The organism is Paenibacillus sp. VMFN-D1 (assembly GCF_003386155.1).
GTDB lineage: Bacteria > Bacillota > Bacilli > Paenibacillales > Paenibacillaceae > Paenibacillus_AQ > Paenibacillus_AQ favisporus.
This window is the reverse complement of the sequence record NZ_QRDU01000001.1, coordinates 969,663-995,969: the sequence shown is the minus strand read 5'-3', so window position 1 is coordinate 995,969 and position 26,307 is coordinate 969,663. Positions and strand designations below refer to the sequence as shown.

Sequence of the window (26,307 nt, the reverse complement as noted above, 5' to 3'; positions counted from 1 at the left end):
CCCAGGAAAATGATCTGCATGCGGAAGCTGCGTAGACAACGGCAAAAAAAGCCCGGCAGAAACGGCGATCGTTCATTCGCTGTTCCGCTGGGCTTTTACGGGTGTCTTTTTTTCAAGCTCAATCAGGCGGTGCTTAATAAATCTTCTTCATCAGTTCCATCACTTCATCCAGGGTAAGGCCGAAGGATTTGTAGTATGCCGTATCGTTAACCATCTGCTTCAAAATCATTTCGTCGCGTATTCGCAGCTTGTCTTCGGGTGAGAAATCGGCGACAAAGCAACCTTTTCCCGTGACCGTATTAATCAAACCGCAGCGCTCGAGTTCTTCCCAGGCTTTCTTTACGGTGATGACGCTAACCCGCAGCTCCTGGGCCGCTTGCCGGATCGGCGGTAAACTATAGCCGCTTTCCAGTTCTCCTTTCAAAATTTGGGCGCTGATTTGTTCGAAAAGCTGCTGGTAGATCGGTTTTTCGGAGTTGTTCGAAATCGCAATGTTCATTGGATCTCCACTTTGTGGAAACGTTTAGCCGCAATCCGGTAAGCCATCATGGTGAGTGCGATGAAGATAACGATTCCGGCGATCATCAAAGATGCTTGAAGCGCCACATTGTGGACGCCGCTGCCATTAAACATGTCGGACACATAGGAATTCTGGATTCCGATCCATTGCGCGAGTCCGGCAAAAACCATCGCCCCGGTAATGCCCGCCAGCGCCGCCCCGCCAAATTTATACGCCGTCTTGTAAAACATAGGGATAAAGAACACGTTGAAAATCGCATACATCACAAAGCACAGTCCCCAAAAACCCGGATACGGTCCGAAGAAATCGTTGGGTATTTCCCCATAGAGACGAATATTGATGATACCAAAAATGATGGCCATCAGCATATGGAGCATTTCCAGGATGACAATGACAAGCACCCTGGCCTTGACCATGTCTGTTTTGGTGACAGGCATCATCGAAGTAAACATCAAATCGTTTTGTGAGCGGAACTGGCCAAATGTATTAGGGACCGTGATCCAGCAAAAATACAGCAGCACGATAAAATACAACCAGCCCGGTATGAGCATCAACGCGCCCAAAACGACAGGCACCAAAAAAAACAACGGATTGATCCCCAATTTTAAATCCTTCATTACCAAGTTATACATACATATCCTCCTTTTTCGCGAAATAAATCATAATCTCCTCAAGAGTGGGCCGGGCCGCCTTCACATCTAAGGAAGGATCGAAGTCTTTGGCATGGATCAATCCCGTAAAGCCGAACGAATTCGTTTTATAGGAAATCAGCTGCTCCTTCACCGGGTCCAGTTGACTCACGCTACCGTTCAGTAAAAGGTAGGATTCAATAAACTCTTCTTTCACGGCACTGTTGATGATTTTTCCGTTATGGATATAGGTAATGTAATCCGCGCACTTTTCCAAATCCGATGTAATATGCGTTGAGAACAGGATGCTGATTTCACCCTCTGCGACGAGCGATTGAAAAAGGTCGAGCAGATCGTCTCTGGCTATCGGATCCAGCCCGCTTGTCGGTTCATCGAGAATCAGAAGCTTTGCGCCATGGGATAAGGCAAGGGCCAAACTGTACTTTACTCTCATCCCTGTCGACAACTCGACGATTTTTTTGTTTTCATCCAATTTGAATCTTCTTAAATAATATGAATAAATGTCATCATCCCAGTTGGTATAGAACTTTTTGACCACTTCCGTCAAGGCTTTTATTTTGCTCCGCGTATAAAAGTCGATGCCGCCAAACGCATATCCGATGTCCTGCTTCAATTCGATTTCGTGTTCGGCAATGTTCTTGCCGAAAATCCGCACTTCGCCGCTGTCGGTATGAATCAGATTCAAAATCGATTTGATCGTCGTCGTCTTTCCCGCCCCATTGGCGCCGATAAAACCCATAATATAACCTTTTTCCAGCTGAAACGTCACGTCTTTTAACTGGAAATTCGGATAGGTTTTGCTTAAGTTTCGAATGTCTAATGCCAGCATACCGTTCCTCCTCAATAAATTGTGTATATCGTGTATGCACAATATATCATTGCAGCAAGAGTAAAGTCAATGGATGGAAAGCGGAATGTTGAAAAGATTTTTATCCAAAAGGCATGAATTTAAAACCGCCCGGCGTTCTCCAAAGGTTGTATCGCATACAAAAAAAAAGAAAAGCATCGCCGTGTCGGCGCTGCTTTTCTTTGGGTCTAAAGGGTCAATATTGGCCGCTCCTTGTTCTGGACTGGCAAGAGGAAGAATACGGCGAAATGGCCGGAGTTGCTTTATTTGGCCGGTAAAAATTCGGTGGTAAATACGTTGGCGATCGGCTCCGCTTTCTTCAAAACGCCGACTTCGATGAGCTGCTTCTGCACCTCTTCCCACCGTTCCTTCGTCATGGTACCGACGCCCTGCTCCGCCGCGTCACCGCCGAATACGAGATCCATCTCCTTTTCGGCGCTGTACTTCATCATATCCAGATCCATATCCGGGTTTTGCTCGTGAATGGCTGGATTGACTTCCTCGGCGTGGTTCTTGTAGTAATCCCACCCTTTTACCGTCGCTTCAACGAACGCTTTGACTTTGTCCGGATGCTCCTTGATCATCTTCTCGGTCGTAAAATAGACGTTGGCGTAAAGGTTATACCCGGAATCCGCGATCAGCATCGTGCCGACGTTCACTCCCTGCTTTTCCAAAGTATAAGGCTCGGATGTGATGTATCCCTGCGTCAAAGCGTTAGGGTCGTTCACAAAATTGACCAACGATCCCGTATACTTCAGCTCCTTGACCTGATCCAGCTTATATTTGCTTTTCATGTACAGCCAGAAACTCGCCGTCGGAGCGACGTAAACCGCATGTCCGTTCAGGTCGGAGAAGTCCTGGATTCCCGCCTCCTTGTGATAAATCAGCACCTGCGGGCTCTTCTGAAACGAGGCGGCGATGGCTACGATCGGAATGCCCTCCTGCCTTGCGACCAGAATATCGTCGCCGTTCGCGATGCCGAAATCGGCTTTGCCGGAAGCTACGATCTGTGTGGAGGATACCTGCGGACCCCCGGGTGTCAGCGTCATGTCCAGCCCAGCGTCCTTATAGAAGCCTTGCTGGACGGCCGCGAAGTTGCCGCCGTGTTCCGGTTCGGCGAACCAGTTGAGAACCAAGGTGGATTTCTCCAGCTTCGGCTCTGCCGAAGCCGTCCCCGTCTTTTCCCCGGAGGATGCTGTTTCCGGAGCTGCCGTTTTCCCCGAACAGGCGGCCAGCATTCCCGTCATCAATACGGCGCATAAGGACAATGCCATCATCTTCTTAACACTGCGTTTGTTCGCTGTCATTTTCGTTGCCATGTTACCCCTCCCCCTTAGGACTTGACTTTCTATGCCTATCATAGGAGATACGTCAAATTAGCGTCAACAAATATGCCGTCGTTTTGTAATTACGAACAAAAAATCAAATTAAATGTGTAACGAACGCCTATCCCCTAACATTACCGCCTTTAAATTGTGAATTATACTTACATGAACCTAACCAGATTGTATCTTTCTTCACCCGCCCGGGCCCGTAAATTCCAAAATTCCATTGGCACAATCCAAAAAAGCCGTTTGCGCTTTTCGACACCCTTAGTCGAAAGGCAAACGGATGGATGGTGCCTGAACCTAACCCACTCGCGCTTCTTCATACGCGTCTAACGCCGCCTGCACCGCTTCACCCGTCGGCAGCTTGACGCCGGCCCGGAGCAGTACCGCCTCCAACGAACCCAGCAGGTGCAGGATATTCGTCTGCCTGCAGCTGTATCCCATGGTGCCGATCCGCCAAATCTGACCCGCGAGCGGTCCAAAGGAGCTGGCAATTTCGATGCCGAATTGGTGCAGCAGCATCGCACGTACCATCTCCCCGTCTACGCCCTCCGGAATCTGCACGCAGGTCACCATCGGCAGCTTGGACAGCGGGTCGCCGTACATGGACAGTCCCATCGAGGTCAGCCCGGCCATCAACGCGGATTCATGCATACGGTGCCGCTTGAAACGCGCCTCCAGTCCCTCGGCCAGCACCAGGCGAAGCCCTTCATGAAGCGCATACAGCATGGAGGTCATCTCCGTATGATGATTCAGCCGCTTGGGGCTCCAGTAATCCTGCAGCTGGGCCAAATCTAAATAATTGCTCTGGATGGGACTAGGCCCCGGCGGAGCCTCCTGTGACGGGAGGGAAGCGGCATTGCTGCGCAGTCCCCGCTCAATGCGTTTGCGGGCAACAATTTTCCGCTCTGCGCGGTCGTTGTACGTGATCGGCGCCATGCCTGACGGAACGGACAGGCACTTTTGCGTTCCGCCGATGACCGCGTCGAGCTGCCAGGCGTCCGTATCGACCGGCGTGCCGCCGATGGTTGCTACGGCGTCGACGATCAGCAGCGCGCCGTGGCGATGGCAGGCTTCGCCGATCCCGGCCAGCGGCTGCATCCGGCCCGTGGAAGTCTCCCCGTGCACCATGGCGACGACATCCGGCTGCTCGCGGCCGATGGCTTCGATCAATTCGGCAGGGTCGAACACAGTACCCCACGGCTTCTCCAGTGTAATGACCCTGCCGCCGCACCGCTCGGCGATTTCGTGCAGCAGGTGGCCGAAACGCCCAAAGATCGGGACGAGCACCCGGTCTCCCGGCTCGATCAGGCTTGCCATCACAGCTTCAATCCCGGACCTCGACGTTCCGTCGACGGGGTACGCCCATCGGTTGTCCGTACGAAACAATTCGCGCAGCATTCCCATCGTTTCATTCATCAGCTCCGTAAAAGCCGGATCGAATTGACCAAGAATGGGATAAGACATGGCCCGCAGCACGCGCGGGTCGGCTTCTACCGGTCCCGGCGTCATAATGATGCGCGAAATCGGCACAAATTCATTCCAGCTTCCCCCGGATACGCTATTCATCATCCATCCACTCCTGTCGTATAGGCAAGCTCATGCAGGCAGGCAGCTAAAACTGCTGCTCCTTCCGCAAGGTGTGCCGGCTCCGTGTATTCCTCCTTGGCATGGCTGATCCCGTCCCGGCTCGGAACGAACAGCATGGCCGCGCGGCTGACGGCGGCCATCATTTGAGCGTCGTGTCCCGCGCCGCTGACCATGCGCAGGTACGGCAGGCCCGCCTCCATGCAAAGCCGCTCGATCCGTCCCGCCAATGTACCGTCCATCGGGACAGGCTCTGTCTTCAGCCAGCAGTCGGCCTTCACCTGCAGCTTTCTTGCGGCGGCTATCTCTTGGAACGTTTCAAGAGCGGACTCGCTGAACTCGTTCAGCATCCAACTCTCGGTATGACGGATATCCAAGGAGAAGCGTACCTCGCCGGGAATGACGTTCGGAGTATTGGGCCAGGCTTCGACCCGCCCGACGGTCGCTACCACTCCGTTACCGGCCCGCTTCGCCATTTCCTCCACCCGGACGATCATGTCGGCCGCTCCGGCCAGCGCATCGGCACGATAGGACATCGGCGTCGTTCCCGCATGGTTGCTGTTGCCCGTCACCGCGATCCCGTACCGGCGCTGCCCTACGATCGATTCGACCACGCCGATTCGCCGTCCGGCTGCCTCCAGCACGACGCCCTGTTCGATGTGCAGCTCAACGTAATCGCCAATGTCCCTCCGGCGGCAGTCGGGTTGGCTCCCGTGTCCGAAGCCAGCTGCTTTCATGGCCTCATCCAGCGATACACCCTCCGCGTCGTAAATGCCGATTCCATCGCCGATCCGGTAGCGGCCGCCAATACTGCCCGAGCCCCAATACGTTAAGGGGAACCGGCTGCCTTCTTCCTCGCAGAAGGAGACCACTTCGAGCGTACGGACAGGCATCCCGAACCGCCGCTTCAAATAGGACAGCGCGGTGATACCGGCGGCGATGCCGCCGGCTCCGTCGTAGTCTCCGCCGGCGCGGACGGTATCCACGTGGGAGCCAGTTAGAACTACGGGCAGATCGGGACGGGTGCCCGGCAGCCGGCCGTAGAGGTTCCCGACCCGGTCATAACGCACCTCCAGCCCCGCATCTGCCATGCGGCCGGCCAGCAGCCGCTGCGCCTCCTGCCAGGACGGCGAATACAGCAGCCGGGTGACGCCGCCTCCGGGTTCGCGCCCGATCCGGCCCAGATCTTCCAGCAGACGCATCATATCGGCAAAAGCACCAGATTCAGCAGCAATTTTCATGGCGCCGCAACCTCCCCGCTGCGGCCGGCAGTGTGCGGCTTCAGCGGTGTCAGACGCCGGCCGGCACCCGGACTTACGATTCCCGCCTCCGATGTATAGACCAGGCGGCCCCGGCAGTACGTCGCAGCTACGGAGCAGCTGAAAATCCTGCCGATATATGGGCTGTGCCGGTGGCGCTGCAGCAGGTCCTCTTTGCGCAAGACGTGCGGAGACGATGGCTGAATCAGCACCAAATCGGCATCCATTCCCACCTGAATTTTGCCTTTGCGGCGGCCAAGGCCAAATCTTTCGGCCGGACGTTCCGACAACAGCTTCGAGAGCTGCGGAAGCGGTATTCCCCGCTTGATCCAACCTTCCTCCAGCATCAGCAGCAGGGTGCTCTGGGCACCGGCGATGCCGCCCCATGCTCCAAAGAAGCCGCCGTCTTCGGTCACGGCCTTCATCGCTTCCGGGCAGGGTGAGTGGTCGGAAGCAATGAAATCAATCGCACCCGCCTTAAGACGTTCCCACATTCCTTCTATTAAAAAGGCCGAACGGAGCGGCGGCGCACATTTGGCCGCCGGTCCGATGCGGATCATATCCTCCTCGCTCAAAGTCAGATAATGCGGGCAGGTCTCCAGCGTTACGTCAAGGCCGCGCTGTTTGGCATCCTGAATCAGATCCACCGCTTCGGGGCTGCTGATGTGAACGAAATGCAGGGGGCATTCCGTCTCTTCCGCAAGGGCAAGTGCGGAGGCTACCGCCTCGAGTTCGGCTTCGACCGGGCGGGTCAACGCATAAGCTGCCGCATCGGTCCGCCCTGCGGCAAGGGCCTCGGCGGTCAGGCGTGACGTCATTTCGTCGCTTTCGGCATGCAGGGCAAGGAGGCCACCGAGACCGGCAATGCGCCGCATCCCTACCCTCAGTTCGTCCGCCCCTACCTCACGGAATCGCCCCTCCCCTTCCCCGCCGGGATTTGACATGAACGCCTTGAATGCGATGACGCCGGCATCGGCCAGCGCTCGCAGCTGGTCCATTCGCCCTGGCACCAGTCCGCCCCACAAGGCATAATCCACCGCCGACCGGCCATGCGCCAATCGTTCTTTGTGCCGCAGCGCATCCAGCGTAACCGTCGGCGGGTTTCCGTTCAGCGGCATATCCGCGTACGCCGTGCAGCCGCCGGCCGCGAGCGCGGCAGAGCCCGTCTCAAACCCCTCCCAATGCCCAAAGTTCGGCTCATTGAGATGGACATGCATATCCACCACGCCGGCCATGACGATCTGGCCGTCCGCTTCTACGATTTTCGAAGCGGACATCCCCGAGATGCGGTCTTTGATTTCGGAAATCTTTCCATCGCGGATGGCGATATCCATCTTTGCGACTTCGTCCTCAAGCACGACGTTTCCGCCGCGTATGATCCATTCTTCGTGCGCATCCATGCTCCGCCCCCCCTTTTTCTATCAGCTTCCGCGGTACGTGCTGTACCCTCCCGGCGCCAGCAGCAGCGGGATATGGTAATTTTCATCGCCGTTAGACACCCTGAACCGGATCGGAACAAGGTCCAGAAACGAAATCCCGTCGGCAGCCGCCTGTTGACGGAAATAATCGCCAACCCAAAACATCAGCTCGTATTCGCCTCCGGGTACCAAATCGCCGTCCCACAGCGGCTGCAAAAGACGCCCATCAGCTCCCGTTATACCGGATGCCAGCAGCCGTCCCCCTTCCGCTTCCGGCCCCAGCAGCCGGAGTTCTACCTTAAGGCCGCTTGCAGGCACCGCGCGGGACGTATCGAGCACATGTGTCGAAATCCGCCCGCTCATCCGGAACTGACGGTGCCTTCAGCCGGCTCCGGTGCGGCAATTAGGTCTTCCCGGGTCATCGAAAAGCCCTGAAAGCCGAAAGGCGGGCGGGGCTCGGTAAAGACCCCGGATGACAAGCCGTCCGCGGGTTCCACGACCGTCTCCCATGTCCGGTTGCTCGTTTCAAACCGGACCTCGGCCAGCTGCGGAAACCGGATCAGAATCCGCTGCCCGATCAACCAGATCAAATGCTGGATCGACGGGGTCGCGAATTCATAAAAGACGTTCTGGGCAATGTCGCGTATCTGCTGGACGGGCACATGCTTGCCTGCCTCCGGATGGATCGCATCCTGCGGGTCGTCATATCTCCAGCGAATATCGAGAAAAATAAAGAGCGGCCGGTCATAGGCATCAGGCAGCGTCGTGTATTCATCGCGTATAAAGCCATAGAACGAGCTGCCGCTGACTTTGATCAGCTGCAGGTCCGACAGTCCGCTCCACGCCTCGCTGAGATCATACCCATCGGCGCCGCGCGCCAGCTTCATCTCCGCGGCGGCATGATCGTTGTAAGAACGCCTGTACACGAGACGGTTATCCAGAAACCCTCCCGGGCCCGGCACCGGCAGAGGAAGAAAGGGAATCCGGTTAGCCGACAGCTGTACGGTGTCGATATGGCCGTATGTCTCCATAAACCGTACGGCCAAAAAATGCAGCAGCGCCTCCGTCGTCCCTCCTTCAAAGGTTGCAGCTTGGCGCAAAATAAAATTTTTCATGGAATCGGTGGCCACCAGCTGCGCGTTGTCCCCGTCGGTGAACGAAGTCAGCAGAGCCTCACCGCTGACCGCAAAACGGATGTTATGGGCAAACAAAATATTATCCTCCCCAACAAAGGGAGATTCCGGTATTGGGGCCGCTTCCAACGGCTCAGCGTAAGTCCTGTAAACAAGGACATCTCCTTTTCCGTAATAAAGCGTTCGTCCGGAGTTTATTTTTAGCATGATTAGGTCATCCTTTCTGTTCATGGCTGCGATCCGTGACGATCCGCCCCAGCCTGATTCGCGTAATTCGGGCAATCTCGCGCAGCGCTTGCGTCCATTCGCGCTCCGGATCATGATCCATTCTTTGGTGCATCGCTTGCGCGATGTCGTCTTTGGTGCATCCGGTTACTGCCATAATGAAAGGAAAACCGAATTTGCTTACATACTGCGCATTCATGGATGTAAAGGCTTCATATTCCTCCCCTGTCAGCTGATCCAAGCCTGCACCCTGCTGTTCTTGAGCCGAAAATGCAGTGACTTGCATGCGCGTGGCAAGGTCGGGATGCGCCTGAAGCAACGCCAGTACCTGGGACTCAGGCGCTGCGTACACCTGCTCCATCATCCGCTCATGCAGCTCCGCAGCCGATGCGAACGGCCGCAGCTCCCATACCTGCTCCGCCACCCAGGGCGAATGCTCGAAGACGCCGCCCAGGTGCCGGACGAACGTTTCGACCGTCCCTTCGTTCAGTTCGTTGATCGTGATCATATGCGCGCATCCTCCTTCCCTCCGGGACCGCGCCTTTCCCGGATGATCCGTTCCGATGCTCTCCGGACCGACCTTAGAATCGCCGCGTATCCCGTACAGCGGCACAGATTGCCGGACAGCGCTTCCTCTACCTGTTCCGGCTCCGGATCGGTATGTTCATCAAGCAGCGCAATGACGGTCATGATCATTCCCGGCGTGCAGTAACCGCATTGAAAGCCCCCTTCCTCCAAAAAAGCCTGCTGCACGGGATGGAGTCCGTCCCGTCCGATGCCTTCGATCGTCGTGATGGAGCGGCCTTCCGCCTGATATGCAGGGACCAGGCAGCTGTTGACCGGCACGCCGTCCATATGCACCATACAGGCGCCGCACCGACCGATGTCGCATGACCGTTTCGTCCCGGTCATGCCCAAATCGTCACGGAGAATGTCGAGGAGCCGTCTGGACGGCGATATGTTCAACGACACCCGCCCGCCATTGATCTCGCAGGTCCACGGCTTCAGCCGGATACGATCCGTTTCGGAATTCATACCACCTCCCCCTTTCTCCCGAGGAAGGATGCATCTTGCAGCAAAGCCGGATTCGCAGGGAGTTTCTCCAGCCAAATTCCCGTCGCCTGCCGGACAGCCGCTGCGATGGCCGGCGCAAGCCCGACAGAGCCAATCTCGCCAATTCCTCTCGGTCCGTGCTCGTCGCCTTCCGGCAGATCCTCGATCGGCAGCACTTCGACGGGACCAGCCAAGTCGGCTGCGGTCGGAATGAGATAGGTGTCGAGGTTGCCGGTTTTGTATATTCCCTCCTCCATGACGGCATCCTCACTCAGCGTAAAGCCTAGCGCCATCCCGCTCCCTCCCTCGATTTGGCCGAGATAGCCCTGCGGGTTCATGACCGGGCCCGCGGCCACGGCATGGAACTGGTCCAGCAGTCGAATGCGCCCGGTCAACCGGTTCACCTCGATCCTGACACAAACCGCGGCATACGAGTATAAATAGTGAGCTCCGATCCGCTTGGTAGGGGAGACAGGGTATGCAAAGCTCGTTTCGGCACGGATGGGATCCTTCCCGGCGGCAGCCAGTTCCTGGTACGTCATCACCCGCTTCTGCGTGTAAATGTCATAAATACCTCCGTTACCGATCCGGAGACATTCTACCGACACGCTCGCAGCTTCGGCAGCGGCAGCCAGCAGCCGTTCTGTAAACGGCTCCTGCATCCGCTTCAGAGCCTGCCACATCATGCTGGTCGCGCGGGACGCAGTGCTGGAGCCGCTGTCCGGCACCGCATCGGTATCCCCGATGACGAGCCTGAGATCGGAAGCGTCCAGACCGTACATCTCGACCAGCATTTGCTCCAGCGTCGCGAGCAGCCCCTGCCCGCATTCTTCGAAACCGAACGCGACCTCCACCTTCCCGTCTTGCGCGAGCAGAAGCCGGCCGCCCGACGGGTCGGGAATGCCATAACCAAGGCCTGCACCATGCATGACGAAAGCAGCTCCGACGCCGGTCCGAATCCAGGGCGGCCGGTTCCCGCTTTCCGTGAGATGTTCCCGTTCCTTCCACAACCGTGATTCCTTCAAGGCATTCCATACTTTGAGTGCCCCGCCAGTCACCGAAATCGGCTGACCGAAGGGTCCGGTCCCGTCCGGCGGAAGCAGGTTGATGCGGCGGAATTCCCATGGGTCCATGCCGAGCGCCTCGGCGAGACGGTCCATCTGGCCCTCCAGCGCAAACAGCGCCTGATTGCCGCCAAACCCCCGGAACTCGCCAGACATGCCGTTATTTGTGAACACCGAGATGCTTACGGCATCAACGGCGCCGAAGGCATAAGAACCAACGGCATGCTCCGTCGCAAAATTCAGCACCTCCGCACCCAGCGTGGCGTAAGGGCCCGTATCGGCCAGAACCCTGACCTGATGGGCAAGGATACGTCCCGATGCGTCCGCGCCGGTTTTCATACGGATGGTCATCGGATGGCGCTTCAGGCCGGCCCGTACCGATTCCACGCGGGATTGGTGAATCTTCACCGGTTTGCCCGTCACCCTGGCGAGAAGCGCCCCGTACGGCTGGACGTTCAGTTCGTCCTTCCCGCCGAAGGAGCCCCCGATCGGGCTGGACACGACCCGGATCGACTCCGGCGGGACCGCCAAAATCCGCGCCAGCTGCAGCCGGTCCATCAGGCCGTGCTGTGTAGGAGAGTAGACGGTAAGTCTCCCGTCTTCTCCCGGAAAGAACAGCCCGCCTTCCGTTTCCATATAGGTGTGCATCTGGCGCGGCGTCCGGTAGGTCGCCTCCACGATATGAGCGCACATCCCGAACGCCTCGTCGGCATCGCCACGGCGGTACTCGCTCCGGTGAAGCAGGTTGCCGTCCTGATGAAGCTGCGGCGTACCTTCGGCCAAAGCTTCTTCGGGCTCGGTAAGAACCCGGAACGGCTCGTAATCCACCTCGATCAGCTGAAGGGCGTATTCGGCGACTTCCGGTGTAACCGCTGCGACGGCTGCCACGGCATCGCCCGTATACCGGACCCGGTCCTCGCAGAAGACCGGCTGATCGGCGCGGGCGATGCCGAAACGGTTCAGCCCGGGCACATCCTTCCAGGTCAGGACCGCCTCCACGCCGGGCAGTGCCAACGCCCGTTCCGTCCGTACGGACCGGATGGCCGCATGCGGATAAGCCGCACGCAGCACCCGGCCGTACAGCATATCCGGCGCGCTCATGTCCGTCAAATACTTGAGCTGCCCCGTCACTTTATCCGGGCCGTCCGGACGCACCCTCCAGCGCGTTCCGCTGCTGGATCGGTTCAGCATAGCGTCTCCCCTCCTTCGGATGCATACTGTTGAAGCAGCTGCCACAAATCTGCGGTGATCAGCGATGCTGCCGTCTTGCGGCGGTAGGATTCTCCGGCGAATATATCACCAGTCGTTCTGTACTCTTCCAGCACCCGTTCATAAACGTCCGGAAGCCGGCTCAGGTCTGCTTTGCTCCCTTCCAGCCATGCTTCAAGAGCGCCAAGGCGGGCAGGCTTTGCTTTCCCGCCGCCCGTCGCGATCTTCACCTGCCGGAAACAGCCGGCGGCATCGATTTCCGCAGACACCGCCGTCGTTACGAGCGACGGGGAGAAGGCTTCGCGTCTCCCTACTTTGTGGTAGACCGCGATCCGAGGCAGCGAAGGCAAGCCGTTATCGCCGCCCGATGCCTGTTGGATCCGGTTCACATCCTCCCTTGCAGGAAGCCTGATCGTCAGCAGGATCCGGTTAGGGTCCAAGGCATCGGCGGCACGAAGCTCCAGCCATTCCGTCAAAGGCAGCGGCGCCATGGGGCCCTGTTCATCCTGCCATTCCAACTCTGCGTCGTAGAGGAGCAGCGCCGGCAGCACGTCCCCCACGCCGGAGCATACGTTACCTCCAAGCGTCGCCACGTTTCGTACGGATGACGCTGCCGTGCTGCGGATGGCTTCCCCCACCAATGGGTAAAGGCTGGCTAGGCTCGGATGTCTCCGGCATGTCCCGAGGGTCACCTGGGAACCGATGCATAATCCCCCGGCCTGCATGAACACCTCCCGTAAGCCGGTCACACGCTGTAGGTCGATCCAATGCGGGGAAATGCTCCGTGTTCCGGCCTCCCATTCCGTACGGAGGAGTGTGCCGCCAGCGACATAGTCCGCTTGCTGACCAAAACGGCGTTTCAGCAAATAGGCTTCCCGGGCATCTGCCGGATGCCATACAGTCGGTGCACTCATCACCTGGTTGAAGGCAGCATCCATGGCCATCTCTCCTTTGCAGTGTCTTGAATGCATCCTGGTGTTTAAATGGAATAGATTGGTTGGTTTTTCACACTATACGCCGCCACCGTGTTTGTGTAAATAAACTTAACTTCAATTTAGGAGTCATGCACAATCTGATTCATTTGTGTTGTGCCCGATGCCAAATTTGGGCATGACTCATCAAAATTATGTCATCATTTCTTACACATCGGGAGATGCTGGTTCGTCTGAAGCGTCCATATTCGTTTGGCCTCCGCCCACTCTTCCGGCGTGTCGATATCCAGAACAAGCAAGGGATCGGCAGGGGCCGAGCGGAGCCCTTGAAACCGCGAAGAATCCAGAAGGCGCTTCGCCCCCTGATCCCCTTTCAGTCCGGCAGCCGCCTCAAACATCGTTGCCGACAGAACCGCGGGCGGCATCGCCTCCCTTCCCGCCTCGCTCATCACATAATCCAGCCCGGGAGCCGATCGCCACGCATCGATCAGCTGCATCAGCCAAGCCGGCGACACGTACGGCTGGTCGGCCAACGCCACAAGCACAGCATCGGCACCTGCATCGGAAGCAGCACGGATGCCGCACTGCAGCGAGAGCGCCATGCCTTGATCCGCTTCCAGGCAGACAGCGACGACAATGCTGGGGCTGTCCGCTTCGTCTGCAAGGAGGCCGGCGTCCAGCCATACCAGCGGGTCTTCGGGATGAACGACTACGATCAACCCGCTCAGGCCGCTGTCACGAAGCGCCGCCAAGCCGCTACAGGCCAGATGCATACCTGGTGCAAGCTCCAAGGACTGCTTGCGGCAGCCCATTCTCCGGCTGCTTCCCGCCGCAAGGTATACGCCCATGATGCTCATGCATGCCGCCTTTCCCGAACAGCCGCCTCTGCGCCGCTCTTCCACTGCACCAGCCGGGCCGCGATGCTGACGGCGATTTCGGCGGCGCCTTCCGCGCCTATGGGAAGGCCTGCAGGAGCATCCACGAAGTCCGGGATCGGCAGCTCACCAAAGAGCAGCCCGATCCTCCGCGCGGAGCCGATGACGCCGACGTACTCCGGCTGCAGTGGAAGAAGGCGCTGCAGCATCTCCCGGTCGCGGCGCAGATGATGGCTGGCAAGGACGACGTAATCGCGGATGCCGATGCGCAGCTCCTCAACGATCCTGCCGGCATCGCCAACAACCGTTTGGGCCAGCGGGAACCGCTCCCTGCTGCACAAATCGTCGCGCCAATCCGCCACCGCTGTCGCAAATCCGATCGAGCGCGCCATCGCCTCCAGCGCCGCCGCTTCCTCCCCGGCGCCGAAAATGATAAGCCGGCGGCTCGGAGCCAGCCGGGTCGCATAGAAGAACACTCCCCGCCCTGCAACCGAATCCTGTATGGGGCCGTCTTCCTCCAGCCGGTAATCCATCTCTTGATCCGGGCGGAGTTCCCGAACGAGCCGGACTGCCGTCCCCTGTAGGACAATTTTGGCAGCTTCCACAAGAACCGCTAGAAGACGGCCTTCGATCGGCTCCAGTAAAATGACCAGATCGCCTCCGCAGCCCATGTCCTCTCCCCAGATCGGATCGACGCCAGGCTCGGTATTATAGCTCACCCATTCGAACCGGCCGCGCTCGAGAATCCGGGGAACCCTTGCAGCGAGATCCGCTTCCAGACAGCCGGGGCTGATGCTGCCGATGCGGTGTCCATCCGCGGCCATCAGCATCATGGCTCCGGACTTGCGGTAAGCATGGCCGCGCACCGATACCAGGCTCGCAAGCACGGCCGTCCCCTCTTCATTCTGCACGTACCGGAGAATGCTTTCCGTCTCCATCCGAACACCTCCTTACATGCATTTTCCTAAAAATACAGCGATCCTGTTCCTTGAAGCAGGATTACAATCTATAGAGCAGCTTTTGCAAGGCCCGGTTCGCTCCGGCGAGGACCCGCGGCTTATCCAGGGTCAGCACCTGCCTTCCTTCCATCACAACATGACCGTCGATCATCACCATTTCGACATCCCCGCGGGTGGCGGCGTAGACGACCCGTGAGAAGCAATCCGCGTCAAAGGAAGGATAGACATGATAATCTTCCAGGTCCAGCAAAATCAGGTCTGCAAGTTTTCCCGTCTCAATGCTTCCGATCTCCCGTTCCATGCCAAGCACTTCCGCTCCGCCAATCGTGGCCATTCGCAGCACGGTCCTCGCGTTCATGACCGTCGGACCGTGCCCCACCTTCTGCATGTATGCGGATAATCTCATTTCCTGAAACATGTCAAGATTGTTGTTGCACGGGGCTCCGTCCGCGCCGAGGCCGACCGGGATACCGCTTCGCATCAATTCCGGCACTTCTGCAATCCCGGATGCCAGCTTCAGGTTGGATCCCGGACAGTGGGTGACTTTGACGCCGCGCTCGCGGATGATCCGCTTTTCCTCCTCATCGAGCCAAATGCTGTGCGCGAGCACAAGATTCGGTCGGGCAAGGCCGATATGGTCCAGATAAATTACGTTCCGCATTCCCCGTTCGGCCTCGACCATGGCGATCTCCCCCCGGTTTTCCGACGCGTGCGTGTGCACCAGAACACCGTAATGCTCTGCCAAATCCCGGACTTCGGTCAGCAGGCGCTCGGTGCAGGAGACGACAAAACGCGGGCAGAACGCATAACGGATCCGCCCTCCGGCAGCCCCGTCCCACTCTTGCAGCAAATCGACGCTTTCCCGGAGGGAACGATCCGTATCCTCCTGAAGCGCCAGGGGCACCTCATCGCCGTGATCCATCATCACTTTGCCGGAAAACGCCCGAATGCCGCTTTCCTCGATCGCCTGAAAGGCCATAGAGGTATGGTGCACGGTCTCCATATCGAGAATGGTCGTCGTCCCGCTGCGGATCAGTTCGCCAAGGCCAAGCAGAGCCGAATAGTACACCGACTCCTCGTCATGTGCGGCTTCGAGCGGCCAAATTTTTTGTTTTAGCCAATCAATCAGCTCCAGGTCGTCGGCCCGTCCGCGAAAGAGCGTCTGGCATAAATGGATGTGCGTTTGCACAAAGCCGGGCAGCAATACTTTGCCCCCGGCTTCGATCACCCGGTCGGCTTCGCTCGGCACGCCGGGTCCAATATGCGTAATGCGGTTGTCCTCAATCCGAACATCGCCACGGATAATTTCGTCGGCCGGATTCATCGTCATGATGATGGCATTGCGTATAATCGTCGTTGTCAAAGGCGCCTCCCCCTTCTTGTACGGAAAGTCCGGGAAATGCCGCACGGATGCCGCTTCTCCCGGACACGATTCTTCCTTCGCATTGCCCGGCTGCTCAGCCCATTTTCCCCGGATTCAGGAGGCCGAGCGGATCGTTATGCCTCTTACGTTCCTGCATGCCGGGTATAGCCCCGCGTCCACCATTGTCCAGCAGCCAGGTATGGGGATCATAAATTTCCACGCCGAACGACCGGCAGGTGTCTATGATATGGTACAGCCGTTCTTCCGTGCTGTAGCGGACGACGGGCAGGCCGTTCGGCTGGAGTTTGCCCCTCGAGCGGATCCATTCAAAATGCAGCAGCATTTCGTCCCCGAACATCGATTTCAGCGTCCGGATCTGCTCCAAGTAGCAGTCCCGCTTGAAACCTGCTTGCAGGTAGGTATAGGCCGGGTCACGCTTCAGCGCCCAGAGCGTCGTATGGTTCCAGGTAAAATCGGACAGCCCGATCGATTTGCGGTACTTCTCGGGGTCAATGACATAGCCGATTTCCCCGCCGAAAGCTGCGGCAAGTGCCGGCAGCGCTTCGGAAGCATGCCCGGCGATTTCGGTAAAAACCACCGATTTGCCGTGTGCGATTACTTTTTCCAGTGGTTTGAAGAAGGAGGGAATCGGCCACTCCATCGGCGTGATCAGCCGTTTGGGGATGGCTGCTTCCTCCGCCAGCGCTTCCCCGAATCGGACCGAATCTTCCAGGCGATCGAAGTTCACCACCACCTGTGCCCACTCGGTCCGGGGTGCCAAAGGAATGACCAGCTCGGTGACGATGCCCGTCGTCCCGTAGTTATGAATATAGTCCTTGAGATCCTCGCCGTGGACTCGGAGAACCTGCGGCTCCTCTTCCATCGTCAGGACGGTCGCCTCCAGCACGTTGCCGTCCCACAGGTCGCCCCAGGTAATCGACCCGACGCCCCCGGAGCCGCCGCAAACGAATCCGCCGACCGTCGCCTTAGCGAAAGTGCTTGGGTAAATCCGCAGCTCCTGGCCCTGCTCCCGGGCCGTCTTCTCCAGGACGCCGAGTTTGACGCCGCACTGTACACGGGCATAGCCGCTGCCAATCTCCAAGATTTCGTTCATGCCGCTGAGGTCCAGCACCAGGCCGCCTTCGAGCGGGATCGCCTGCCCGTAGTTCCCGGTTCCCGCTCCGCGGACAGTGACGGGAATCCGATGCCGGTAAGCAATGCGCAGCGCTTCACGGATTTCATCGACCGTAGCGGGTACGAGAACGGCATCCGCTTTTTTGTCCTTCAGTTTTCCGCTCAGCACGGGGGAATACCAATAAAAATCCTTCGACAGCTTTTCGACCGCCGTTTCGTCGGTAAGCAGCTTCAGTGTGCTGAACGCTTCATGCATTTCAGGCTTCCATACCATTGACATGAGGAACCACCCGCTTTCTTTGGATTCACAGCTTACTCCATATAGAAGAACATTTCGTGAGGACAATTTTTCGATTTCATAAAACGGTGCTAATCCGTTCCTGAACGACCGGATTCCGCAGGGGAAGCAGGGAGCCGATCCGGCATTCGGCCGTATCCCCATCCTGGATGTCTACCGATCCCGGTGTCCCGGTCATGATGATATCGCCGGGGTAAAGGGTCATCATCCGCGAGAAATACGAGAGTATCATCCATGGGGAATAGATCATGTCGGATACACAACTTCTGTACCGGACCGATCCGTTAAGCACGGTCTGTATATCCAGCGCATCCAGGTCCCCGATTTCGTCCATGCCGACCAGCTCCGGTCCGAAACTGAAGAAGGTGTCATAACTTTTCGAGCGTCCAAGAAAACGCGGGTTGCGGGCGTGGATGTCCTGGGCAGTCATATCCAGCGTCGGAACGATGCCGGCAAGTACGTGCGGCGCCTCTTCGGGGCTGACGTGCTTGCAGGTCTTACCGATCACCAGGCCGATCTCCGCCTCGGCAGTAATGCGTCCGGCCCCGTCCGGAAGCAGAATGGCTTCGCCTGGGCCGATCATCGTGCTTGCCGGCTTCAAGAAGCAGATAGGCTCTTGTTCCGGCGGCACCACGGCCATATCCGCGGCCTTTTTCCGGAAATTCGCGCCAACGCCCCAGACATTGACCGCACCATGATACAAGGGGCCAAGATGTGCCTGCTCCAGGGGAACGGAAGGAATGGCGGTCAGCGCCTCCTGCCCTCGTTCCCGCAGCCATCCGGACAGCGCCGCCGCCTCGCCGGTCCGCAGCAGTTCCAGAACGGTCGTCGGCCAAACCGTTCCAAGCGATTCATTGATCCCGGTTAAGGGAAATACCCGATTGCCTGCGACGATGCCCGCGCTGCCTGGCCCGCTTCCCGCCAAGGTGACGAGCCTCATCGCTCGGCTCCCGCTTCCGCCTTGGCCCGGATATCGCTGAACTCGAATTCGCTCAGCTCACTAAACACCTCCGCTAGAATGTCGGTCACCCGTTCCTGAATGATGCTGCCTTTGGCGGCCGTCGCCTGGGTCGCATCACCGCATATGCCGCTGTCGGAAATATCCGCCATCCGCCAGGCGAAGCGTATTTTCCCCTCAAGGGTCAAAAATTTCTGCCCGGTCATGGACGGGGTCTCCGAGACAAGCCATTGATCCTGCACCCATCCCGGTTTGATGGCCTTCACGATCGACGTTTCGTAGTCCCCGCCATGGATGCCGTATTCCAGTTCATCGGCGGGCATGAGATCCTCCGCACCTCCCAAGGAAGAGGGCGATAAATAAAAGACGAGCATATCGTGGCGAATGCGGATTTCCCGGGACACCACGTTCAGCAAGTCGGTATTGCCGCCATGCGTATTAAACAGCAGCAGCTTATGGAAACCGCTCAGCCGCAGGCTTTCCGCGATATCCAGGATCACGCTCTGCAGGGTCGTTGCCGACAGCGAAATGGTTCCCGGCAGGCCGAGATGCTCATTGCTTTTGCCGTACGAAACCGGCGGCAGCAGCCACACCCGCGCATCGGGCTTCAGCTTTTCGAGCGCCAGGGACACCGTAGCCTCCCCGATCAGCGTATCGGTCATGACCGGCAGATGCGGTCCATGCTGTTCGATCGCGCCGACCGGCAGAATGACCAGCGTGCTTTCCTTGGGAAGTTCCTTAACCTGCTTGCTGGTCAGCCTTGGCAGGAATCTCTCCTCCCAGGCTGCTCCTTCGTATCGTGTAAACATCGGCATGTTCCTTTGCTATTGGATTTGGTTGATCACGGCCGCGGCCGCGGGCTGCATCGACGCCTCGAAATCCGCTGCCCATCGAAGCAGCTTCAGGTCCTGCCCTCTGCCGGCAATGAGCGACAGCCCGACCGGCAGACCGTCCGTCTTTGCCAGCGGCAGTGTAACCTGCGGCAGCCCGCCCAGCCCGGCGATGCAGGACAGCTGCAGGATCCGCGTGCGCGTCATTTCAATTTCCTCGCCGGGCAGCCCGATCACAGGGGCTCCGCAAGGCGCTGTCGGGAGGACGAGCACGCCTTCGCTTCCGAGAAGCGCCTCAAGCCGGGCAGCAATCGCTTGCTGCCGCTGGCTCGCTTCCCGGTACGCTCCCTCGGTAATCGTGGCGGTCCAGGCAAATCTTTCGGCGATGCCGGGACCGAATCGGGGATGCTGCGCCGTGATCCATGCGCCATGGGCAGACCATATTTCGTACCCCTGAATCGTGCGGAAAATGCCGGCCCACGCCGCGAGCTCCCCGTCCGTCAAATGAATGGATTCGAACGCTCCAAGCGATCCGAATGATTCAAGCGCACCGCGGAGCGATTCGGCGCAGCCGGACTCGGCAGCTGCCCACGTTTCAGCCGGCAGCATCATTCGAGCGAATTCCTTGCCGTCATCAAGCGGTTCCTCGAGAAGCACGCGGCCGACCTGCAGCAAGGTGCTTGCCCGGCGTGCCATCCAGCCGACCGTGTCAAAGGCCGGAGCCAGCGGGATGACGCCGTCCATTGGTACGCCGCCGTGTGTCGGGCGAAATCCGCAAATACCGCAAAAAGAGGAGGGAATCCGCACCGAACCGGCAGTATCGGTGCCAAGGCCAAAGTCCACTTCCCCGGAGGCAACGGCAGACGCCGAGCCGCTTGAGGAACCGCCGGGAATATGTCCTGGAGCGATAGGGTTCGGCGGCGTGCCGTAATGCACATTTTCCCCGTTCAGGCTGAACATCAGCTCATCGGTGTGAGTCATTCCACGAAGCTTTGCTCCGCTGCCGAGCAGACGTTCCACGGCGGCCGAATGCTTCACGGCAGGCTTATGCGTGTTAAGCCAATCGGGATTGCCGGCAGCATTGGTGTGTCCTGCTACGGCAAACACGTCCTTTACGGCAAAGTTGAGCCCTTGAAGGGGACCGCCTTCCGCGTGTCTCGCCTCCGTTCCCAACCGAATCCACGGCGTGCATTCTGGCTGCATACGAGTTCCTCCAATCGTTATGAGTTCGCGGGAGCGGCCGCTCCCGGGAGAGCCGCTCCGCGCAGCACCGCCAAATCTTCCTCGTCCAGGCTTGCCGCCGGACCTGACTTGATCAAATCGGAAAACTTCTCGTCGGGCACCATGGTCGTCAGAACATAAAGCCTGCCCTCACCGGTATTTTTGACCTGATGGTTGTTGCCGGGCGGAACGACGAAGAACGATCCTGTGCGAATCCCGGTTTCCATATCGCCTACGATGGCATTGCCTTCTCCGGCCAGCACGTAAAAATACTCATACGCTCCGCTGTGCTCGTTCGGCGGCGTCTGTCCGCCGGCGTCGAAAATTTCCACAACGGACACGAACGGCACCTGCGTCCCGTCGCACAGCATGACAAACTTGTTGGAATCCTTGCTTGAAATTTTGCGTACCTCGCATTGCTCGAAATGCCCCAGAACCAGACCATCGATCATATCACTTCATCCCTTTCTTGTAGTGTGCAGGCCTGCAGCAGATCCTCGGAACCGGCAACAAAACCATAGCACTGTTTGATATTGTATAAGGCGGCCTCTGCGCAGTAAGCCGGAGAACTTGTCGCGCAGCAGTCTTCCAGCAGAATGGCGTCGTATCCGAGGCATACGGCGTCCTGAAGCGTATGCATCACGCACTGGTCAAGGTTGACGCCGGCAAACAGCAGCGTCTTCACGTCCAAATTGCGGAGAATGCTGTCCAGCGGCGTATCCCAAAAACCACTGATACGGTATTTATCCACCCGGATATCCCCGGGCTCCGGCACCATCTGATCAATCAGCGCCGCGCCCCAGCTCCCCTGTTCCAGCACCTTGGAGCCTGTATCCGGCAGCGGGCTGCCGATCCCATGGCTGACACCGTCCGGATTGTATACGTGGAGCACCGAAGGGCTTAAGTTCATCCGGTCCTCCCGATTGCCCCAGTTGACCCACAGCACCGGAACCCCCAGTTCGCGAAGGGCCGGAAGCAGCCGCTGAAGCGGCTTGGCGGGGGCCAACAGCGGGGCGGTATTGACTCCGATAGAGTCCAACCACCCGCCCGGGCTGCAAAAATCGTTCTGCATATCAATGATGACGACGGCGGTTTTGGCGAGATCCAGCGTGATCCGCTGCGGCAGCGCAGGCAGGGTCACGGTGACGAGCGGTTTGGGATCGCTTCTGGACAAATCGGCCAGCTCCTTCGACACGTTCCAGTAATTTTTCGAATTCCCCAGTTTGTGCATGGAAACTCCCCTCCTTTGTTGCAAACTTGCCGCTCGACTTGGCGGATGCAGTTAGCCGGCGATGGCCGAGTCATGCCAGGAACGCAGAAGCCGGTTCGACAGGGCATTGATCAGCAGGAAAAAGACGATGCCGACCACCGCGGCTGACAAGCCGCAGGCGAACAAATACGCCGTCTGCATCCGGGTCGCTGCGACCGTAATCGCGTAACCGAGCCCGCCGTTCAGCCCGCCGATGCCCGCGATATACTCGCCGACGATGGCCCCGACGACCGACAGGGAGCAGGAGATTTTAAAGCCTGCCAAAATGTAGGGCAGTGCTGCCGGAAGTCTGAGCCTCCAGATCGTCTGCATCTTCGTGGCGTTGTACAGATAGAACAGATTCTTCATGTTCTGCTCGGTCGAGTTTAGCCCGATCAGCGTATTGGACAAAATCGGAAAGAAACTGATCAGAAAGGCGATAATAACGATGGCGTTCATGCCGGCCCCAAACCAGATGACGATGATGGGCGCAATCGCCACGATCGGGATCGTCTGCAAAATGATCGCGTAAGGGTACACGCTCCGTTCGACGGTTTTGGACAGCGCAAGCAAAATGGCAACGGCCACGCCGAGAATGGCGCTAAGGGCAAATCCCAAGACGGCCTCCATGATGGTCGTGCTCACTGACACCACCAGATTGTGCCCGTTCTGCGACACCGCTTGAACGATATCGGACGGCTTGGGCAGCAAGTACTCTGGGGTGCCGGTCAGCCGCAGTACCATTTCCCATACAAAGACGACGAAGACGAATACGCTCAGCGGTGGTACGACCCGAGACACCATTCTCCCCCAGACATGGCTGCCGCTGCCGACACTCCTCCTGACCACAGGCGCGGCCGGCGAAGCCTGTTTCGCCGCATCGGTAACCGCGCTCACTGCTGCTTTTTCCATGACCTCAACAACTCCTTTCGTTAGTGGCATGTTTCCATGGACCTCTAAATTTCCCATTATCCAGGAAAGCAAGCACCGGCTTATGCGAGCCTCAGTGATTCAGCACTTCGGTTATGCTGCGCACATATTTGCCGAACTCGGACGTGGTCCGGAATTCATCCGTACGCGGATACGGCGCCTCAATCGGCACGATATCGGAAATCTTCCCCGGCCGCGGCGTCATGACGACAACCCGGGTTGATAGAAACACCGCTTCGAACACGTTATGGGTAATGAAAAGCACGGTCATCTTCTGATCCTGGCGCCAAATGTCCAGCAGTTCATCCTGCAGCGTCTGGCGGGTAATTTCGTCGAGTGCCCCGAACGGTTCGTCCATCAGCAGCAGCTTCGGCCGGGCTATGAGCGCACGGGCGATCGACGCCCGCATCTTCATACCTCCCGAGAGCTGTCTCGGCAGTACTTTCCGGTAATCCTTGAGCCCAACCAACTCCAGCACGCGTTCGCCTTCTTCGTTGCGAGCCTTTTTCGGAACGCCACGGAGGGTGAGCGGCATCGTCACATTGTCCAGAAGCTTTGCCCAAGGCAGCAGGGTGTGCTCCTGGAATACAAAAGCGATTTCGTTCTGCTTCCGCGCTTCGCGAGGCGTCGTACCGAGGACCGAAAGCTGGCCGGTCGACGGCTCCGTCAAGCCGGCTATCATGTTAAACATGGTCGATTTTCCGCATCCCGACGGTCCGACAAAACAGAGGAACTCCCCCTCCCCCGCTCGCAGATTAACCTGCTGAACGGCAACCGTTCCATTCGGGTATACCTTGCCGATCTGGTCCATGCCGACCAAAAGCTCGGGAGCGCCGGGACTTCCGGGCGGCTGCGGATTGGCTGCGGTTTGCTGTGCTGTATACATTTCCAGCCCTCCTCTAATCCTTTATGTAATAATAAATAACATCTATGCCTATGCCGCTCAATGAATATCCGTTGATTTTGTGGTTAATTACAATAAAACGTAATTATTTTGGGTTCATTTACGAAAGATATGATCATGAATGTCATATTACCTAACACAAAAAAGCCCGGAATTCATCCGGACTTTCATGAAATACCTCGGCGATCGATGCCACCCTCTGCCGTTAACGGTTATTTCAAAAAACCTTGGGCCTTCAGAGCCTCCGCGCACAGCGCCACGCGCCGTCCGAGCCGGCCGGCCATCACCAGTTCGCGTTCATCCGGCTTGAGGCTGCTGTCAGGACCCGCCAATGTGGAAGCTCCGTAAGGAGAGCAGCCGATCGGATCGGCGGTCAAGTATTCCGGATTTTCGGAATAGGGCAGCCCGACCATGATCATGCCAAAATGAAACAGCGGCACCATCGACGTCAGCACATTCGCTTCGTGCCCGGTATGGATCGATCCGGTGCTTGTCAGCAGACCCGCCGGTTTGCCTTCCAGGCTCCCGTCGGCGCACAGGTCCCCGGCAAATTCCAGAAACAGCTTGACCTGCGCGGGCATGGATCCGTAATACGTCGGAAATCCCCAGACGATGCCGTCCGCCCATCTTAAGTCTTCGTTCGTGGCCACCGGTATGTCCTGCTGCCGGCGCATTGTTTCTTCGTATTTGGCGAAGCGGTCAACCGTCTTAAAACGGGTCTTCAGCTGCGAAGATTCACCCGGCTCCCCGGGGCGGTGCTTATCCTGATAAGGGGTCCGGTTACGCTCTGATTCCAGCTCAGGAATACGGCAGATTCGGACATCGGCTCCCGCCCTGCGCGCTCCATCAGCGGCCGCCCGCGCCATGTCCAGGACATGGCCGTATGCGCTGTAATAAAGCACCAATGTGCGGCTCATCCTCATACCTCCTCATTGCATAGTGGAAACGGAGCATGCCTTCAAACGGATCGAATCATAGCGTGAGCGCACGTTTCTGGACAAAGTCGACTCGTTCGCACGAGTCTTCCCAATAGCCCTGTAACAATGCGGAGCTCCATTTCTCCTTCGCCGGGGCTGCTTTCAGGCAGGTGCCGCCGCGCCATACCCAGCGGCGTTCCGGCAGCATGGTCAGCAGTTCCTCCGGCGTCCTGGCATCAAGCGCCACAAAATGGGCCGGGTTCCCCGGCAGGATCCCGTAACCGTCTGTGCCCGTTACCCTGGCCGGGTACTCGGTGATCATCCGCAGCACTTCGCGCATCTCGGCAGGACTGCCCATATGGGCGGCATAGGCAGTAACCAGGCCAATCAGCAGCAGGTCCCCCCTTCCGAACGGATGAAACGGGTCATGTATATTGTCTGAAGCCGCCGCCAGCGGAATGCCGGCCGCCAGCAGCTCCTTGACTCGGGTGACCCCCCTGCGCACCGGGAAGGCGTCATGCCGACCCTGCAGGTACAGATTTGCGCCGGGAAGCGTAACGGCGCCCATGCCTGCCTCGGCCATAAGTCCAATAATCATGGCGGCATCCTCGTCCTTCATGGCGGCTAAGGAGCATAAGTGCCCTGCCGTGACCTTTCCGCTCCAGCCGTATTCCATCGTGCGCCGGGCGATATGGATTGCCGTCCGCTGGTTCGGATCGTCGCTCTCGTCCGTATGCAGATCAATCGGGCAGCCCAGCTTATCGGCCAAGGCGAACAGCCTGTCGATGTCGGGTTCCGGGTTGGGGGAAAGATGAGGGGCGCCGCCCAATCCCGTCACGCCCATCGCAACCGATTCCTCGGCTGTATCCAGCGCCGCTTCACTGAGCTCAAAATAAGGGAGCAGCGGGAACAGCTGCAGCTCCGCATACGGCTTCAGCTCCTCTTTGACTTCGAGCGCAGCTTCGATGGTGCGCATCGCGACGTCTTTTCCATGCTTGACGTGGAAATCGAGATGGCTGCGCAGCACCACCGTTCCGTAAGAAATGGACTGCAGCGCCGAGCGCATGATGCGTGCTTTGATCTCCTCCTTGGAAAACCTCGGGGCGGCTGCGGCGTAATTGATGATCGCTTCGCCAAGCGTGCCGGAGACATTCCCGACCTGCGGGAGCGAAAAAGCTTTATCCAGATGCATATGGGCGTCCACGAAACCCGGCAGAACGATTTTTCCCTTTGCGTCGAGCACCAGACGCGCATCCGCAGAGGATCCGTTCCATTTGTCCAGGCATACCGCCTCAGGAGCCTCCACTTCACCGGTTTGGGCCGTCACCGACGTCCACTTTCCGCCGCCGATGGCCAGCGTGTACAGCGTCTCCTCCGATTGCAGCGGCAGGGAGGCGTTGAAGATCACCACTTCTTGTTCCATATCAATCCCGCTCCTTTCATC

At 58.2% G+C, this 26,307-nt stretch carries 26 protein-coding genes; all 26 read right to left on the bottom strand.

The genetic code is table 11. The features are described from left to right. Nucleotides 1-133: 133 nt before the first annotated feature. Nucleotides 134-499, bottom strand: a complete 366-nt coding sequence (locus tag C7820_RS04720; RefSeq protein WP_105442306.1) for a GntR family transcriptional regulator — start codon at nucleotides 497-499, stop codon at nucleotides 134-136. Further along, complete coding sequence (locus tag C7820_RS04715; protein ID WP_116229955.1) at nucleotides 496-1,152, bottom strand: ABC-2 transporter permease; 657 nt, start codon at nucleotides 1,150-1,152, stop codon at nucleotides 496-498. Before C7820_RS04715 ends, C7820_RS04720 begins: the two co-directional genes overlap by 4 nt. After that, nucleotides 1,145-1,999 carry an ABC transporter ATP-binding protein gene (locus tag C7820_RS04710; RefSeq protein WP_116229954.1) on the bottom strand — a complete coding sequence of 285 codons (855 nt, stop codon included), beginning with the start codon at nucleotides 1,997-1,999 and terminating at the stop codon, nucleotides 1,145-1,147. The genes C7820_RS04715 and C7820_RS04710 overlap by 8 nt, the downstream gene beginning before the upstream one ends. Before the next feature lie 281 nt (nucleotides 2,000-2,280). After that, nucleotides 2,281-3,336: an ABC transporter substrate-binding protein gene (locus C7820_RS04705; RefSeq protein ID WP_258875116.1), complete on the bottom strand. Its 1,056-nt coding sequence runs from the start codon at nucleotides 3,334-3,336 to the stop codon at nucleotides 2,281-2,283. 309 nt (nucleotides 3,337-3,645) lie between these two features. Next, complete coding sequence (locus C7820_RS04700) at nucleotides 3,646-4,917, bottom strand: pyridoxal-phosphate-dependent aminotransferase family protein (RefSeq protein WP_309545736.1); 1,272 nt, start codon at nucleotides 4,915-4,917, stop codon at nucleotides 3,646-3,648. Beyond that, a complete protein-coding gene (locus C7820_RS04695; protein ID WP_116229953.1) occupies nucleotides 4,914-6,173 on the bottom strand; it encodes a Zn-dependent hydrolase in 1,260 nt (419 codons plus the stop codon). The genes C7820_RS04700 and C7820_RS04695 overlap by 4 nt, the downstream gene beginning before the upstream one ends. Next, nucleotides 6,170-7,591 carry an allantoinase AllB gene (gene allB, locus C7820_RS04690; RefSeq protein WP_116229952.1) on the bottom strand — a complete coding sequence of 474 codons (1,422 nt, stop codon included), beginning with the start codon at nucleotides 7,589-7,591 and terminating at the stop codon, nucleotides 6,170-6,172. The genes C7820_RS04695 and allB overlap by 4 nt, the downstream gene beginning before the upstream one ends. Before the next feature lie 21 nt (nucleotides 7,592-7,612). Continuing rightward, complete coding sequence (gene uraH / locus C7820_RS04685) at nucleotides 7,613-7,972, bottom strand: hydroxyisourate hydrolase (RefSeq protein WP_116229951.1); 360 nt, start codon at nucleotides 7,970-7,972, stop codon at nucleotides 7,613-7,615. Beyond that, nucleotides 7,969-8,949 carry a factor-independent urate hydroxylase gene (gene pucL / locus C7820_RS04680; RefSeq protein WP_116229950.1) on the bottom strand — a complete coding sequence of 327 codons (981 nt, stop codon included), beginning with the start codon at nucleotides 8,947-8,949 and terminating at the stop codon, nucleotides 7,969-7,971. The genes uraH and pucL overlap by 4 nt, the downstream gene beginning before the upstream one ends. Nucleotides 8,950-8,956: 7 nt before the next feature. Next, nucleotides 8,957-9,475, bottom strand: coding sequence for a 2-oxo-4-hydroxy-4-carboxy-5-ureidoimidazoline decarboxylase (gene uraD / locus C7820_RS04675; RefSeq protein WP_116229949.1), 519 nt, complete (start codon nucleotides 9,473-9,475; stop codon nucleotides 8,957-8,959). Beyond that, nucleotides 9,472-10,002, bottom strand: coding sequence for a (2Fe-2S)-binding protein (locus C7820_RS04670; protein WP_116229948.1), 531 nt, complete (start codon nucleotides 10,000-10,002; stop codon nucleotides 9,472-9,474). The genes uraD and C7820_RS04670 overlap by 4 nt, the downstream gene beginning before the upstream one ends. After that, the gene (gene pucD, locus C7820_RS04665; RefSeq protein ID WP_116229947.1) at nucleotides 9,999-12,275 is read right to left on the bottom strand and encodes a xanthine dehydrogenase subunit D; all 2,277 of its coding nucleotides are present in this window, start codon (nucleotides 12,273-12,275) and stop codon (nucleotides 9,999-10,001) included. Before pucD ends, C7820_RS04670 begins: the two co-directional genes overlap by 4 nt. Next, complete coding sequence (locus C7820_RS04660; protein ID WP_181908928.1) at nucleotides 12,269-13,231, bottom strand: FAD binding domain-containing protein; 963 nt, start codon at nucleotides 13,229-13,231, stop codon at nucleotides 12,269-12,271. Before C7820_RS04660 ends, pucD begins: the two co-directional genes overlap by 7 nt. A gap of 194 nt (nucleotides 13,232-13,425) precedes the next feature. After that, the gene (locus C7820_RS04655; protein ID WP_116229945.1) at nucleotides 13,426-14,082 is read right to left on the bottom strand and encodes a nucleotidyltransferase family protein; all 657 of its coding nucleotides are present in this window, start codon (nucleotides 14,080-14,082) and stop codon (nucleotides 13,426-13,428) included. Then, entirely contained in the window at nucleotides 14,079-15,038 is a 960-nt protein-coding gene (locus C7820_RS04650; RefSeq protein ID WP_116229944.1) for an XdhC family protein, read from the bottom strand. Before C7820_RS04650 ends, C7820_RS04655 begins: the two co-directional genes overlap by 4 nt. 61 nt (nucleotides 15,039-15,099) lie before the next feature. Further along, nucleotides 15,100-16,422 (bottom strand): 5'-deoxyadenosine deaminase, encoded by a 1,323-nt coding sequence (locus tag C7820_RS04645; protein ID WP_116231630.1) that lies wholly within the window; start codon nucleotides 16,420-16,422, stop codon nucleotides 15,100-15,102. 94 nt (nucleotides 16,423-16,516) lie between these two features. Then, a complete protein-coding gene (locus C7820_RS04640; RefSeq protein WP_116229943.1) occupies nucleotides 16,517-17,836 on the bottom strand; it encodes an FAD-binding oxidoreductase in 1,320 nt (439 codons plus the stop codon). Between the two features lie 76 nt (nucleotides 17,837-17,912). After that, a complete protein-coding gene (locus C7820_RS04635; protein ID WP_116229942.1) occupies nucleotides 17,913-18,794 on the bottom strand; it encodes a fumarylacetoacetate hydrolase family protein in 882 nt (293 codons plus the stop codon). Beyond that, nucleotides 18,791-19,621, bottom strand: a complete 831-nt coding sequence (locus tag C7820_RS04630; protein WP_116229941.1) for a creatininase family protein — start codon at nucleotides 19,619-19,621, stop codon at nucleotides 18,791-18,793. Before C7820_RS04630 ends, C7820_RS04635 begins: the two co-directional genes overlap by 4 nt. A gap of 15 nt (nucleotides 19,622-19,636) precedes the next feature. Further along, nucleotides 19,637-20,845 carry an amidase gene (locus tag C7820_RS04625; RefSeq protein ID WP_116229940.1) on the bottom strand — a complete coding sequence of 403 codons (1,209 nt, stop codon included), beginning with the start codon at nucleotides 20,843-20,845 and terminating at the stop codon, nucleotides 19,637-19,639. A gap of 17 nt (nucleotides 20,846-20,862) precedes the next feature. Next, nucleotides 20,863-21,315 carry a cupin domain-containing protein gene (locus tag C7820_RS04620; RefSeq protein WP_116229939.1) on the bottom strand — a complete coding sequence of 151 codons (453 nt, stop codon included), beginning with the start codon at nucleotides 21,313-21,315 and terminating at the stop codon, nucleotides 20,863-20,865. Then, on the bottom strand, nucleotides 21,312-22,094 hold the full coding sequence (locus C7820_RS04615) for a cysteine hydrolase family protein (RefSeq protein ID WP_116229938.1): 783 nt from the start codon (nucleotides 22,092-22,094) through the stop codon (nucleotides 21,312-21,314). Before C7820_RS04615 ends, C7820_RS04620 begins: the two co-directional genes overlap by 4 nt. Nucleotides 22,095-22,145: 51 nt before the next feature. Beyond that, on the bottom strand, nucleotides 22,146-23,024 hold the full coding sequence (locus tag C7820_RS04610) for an ABC transporter permease (RefSeq protein WP_116229937.1): 879 nt from the start codon (nucleotides 23,022-23,024) through the stop codon (nucleotides 22,146-22,148). A 91-nt stretch (nucleotides 23,025-23,115) separates the two neighbouring features. Beyond that, complete coding sequence (locus C7820_RS04605; RefSeq protein WP_116229936.1) at nucleotides 23,116-23,928, bottom strand: ABC transporter ATP-binding protein; 813 nt, start codon at nucleotides 23,926-23,928, stop codon at nucleotides 23,116-23,118. A gap of 230 nt (nucleotides 23,929-24,158) precedes the next feature. After that, nucleotides 24,159-24,863, bottom strand: a complete 705-nt coding sequence (locus C7820_RS04600; protein WP_116229935.1) for an NAD(P)H-dependent oxidoreductase — start codon at nucleotides 24,861-24,863, stop codon at nucleotides 24,159-24,161. A 55-nt stretch (nucleotides 24,864-24,918) separates the two neighbouring features. After that, nucleotides 24,919-26,286, bottom strand: coding sequence for an amidohydrolase family protein (locus tag C7820_RS04595; protein WP_116229934.1), 1,368 nt, complete (start codon nucleotides 26,284-26,286; stop codon nucleotides 24,919-24,921). Between the last annotated feature and the right edge of the window lie 21 nt (nucleotides 26,287-26,307).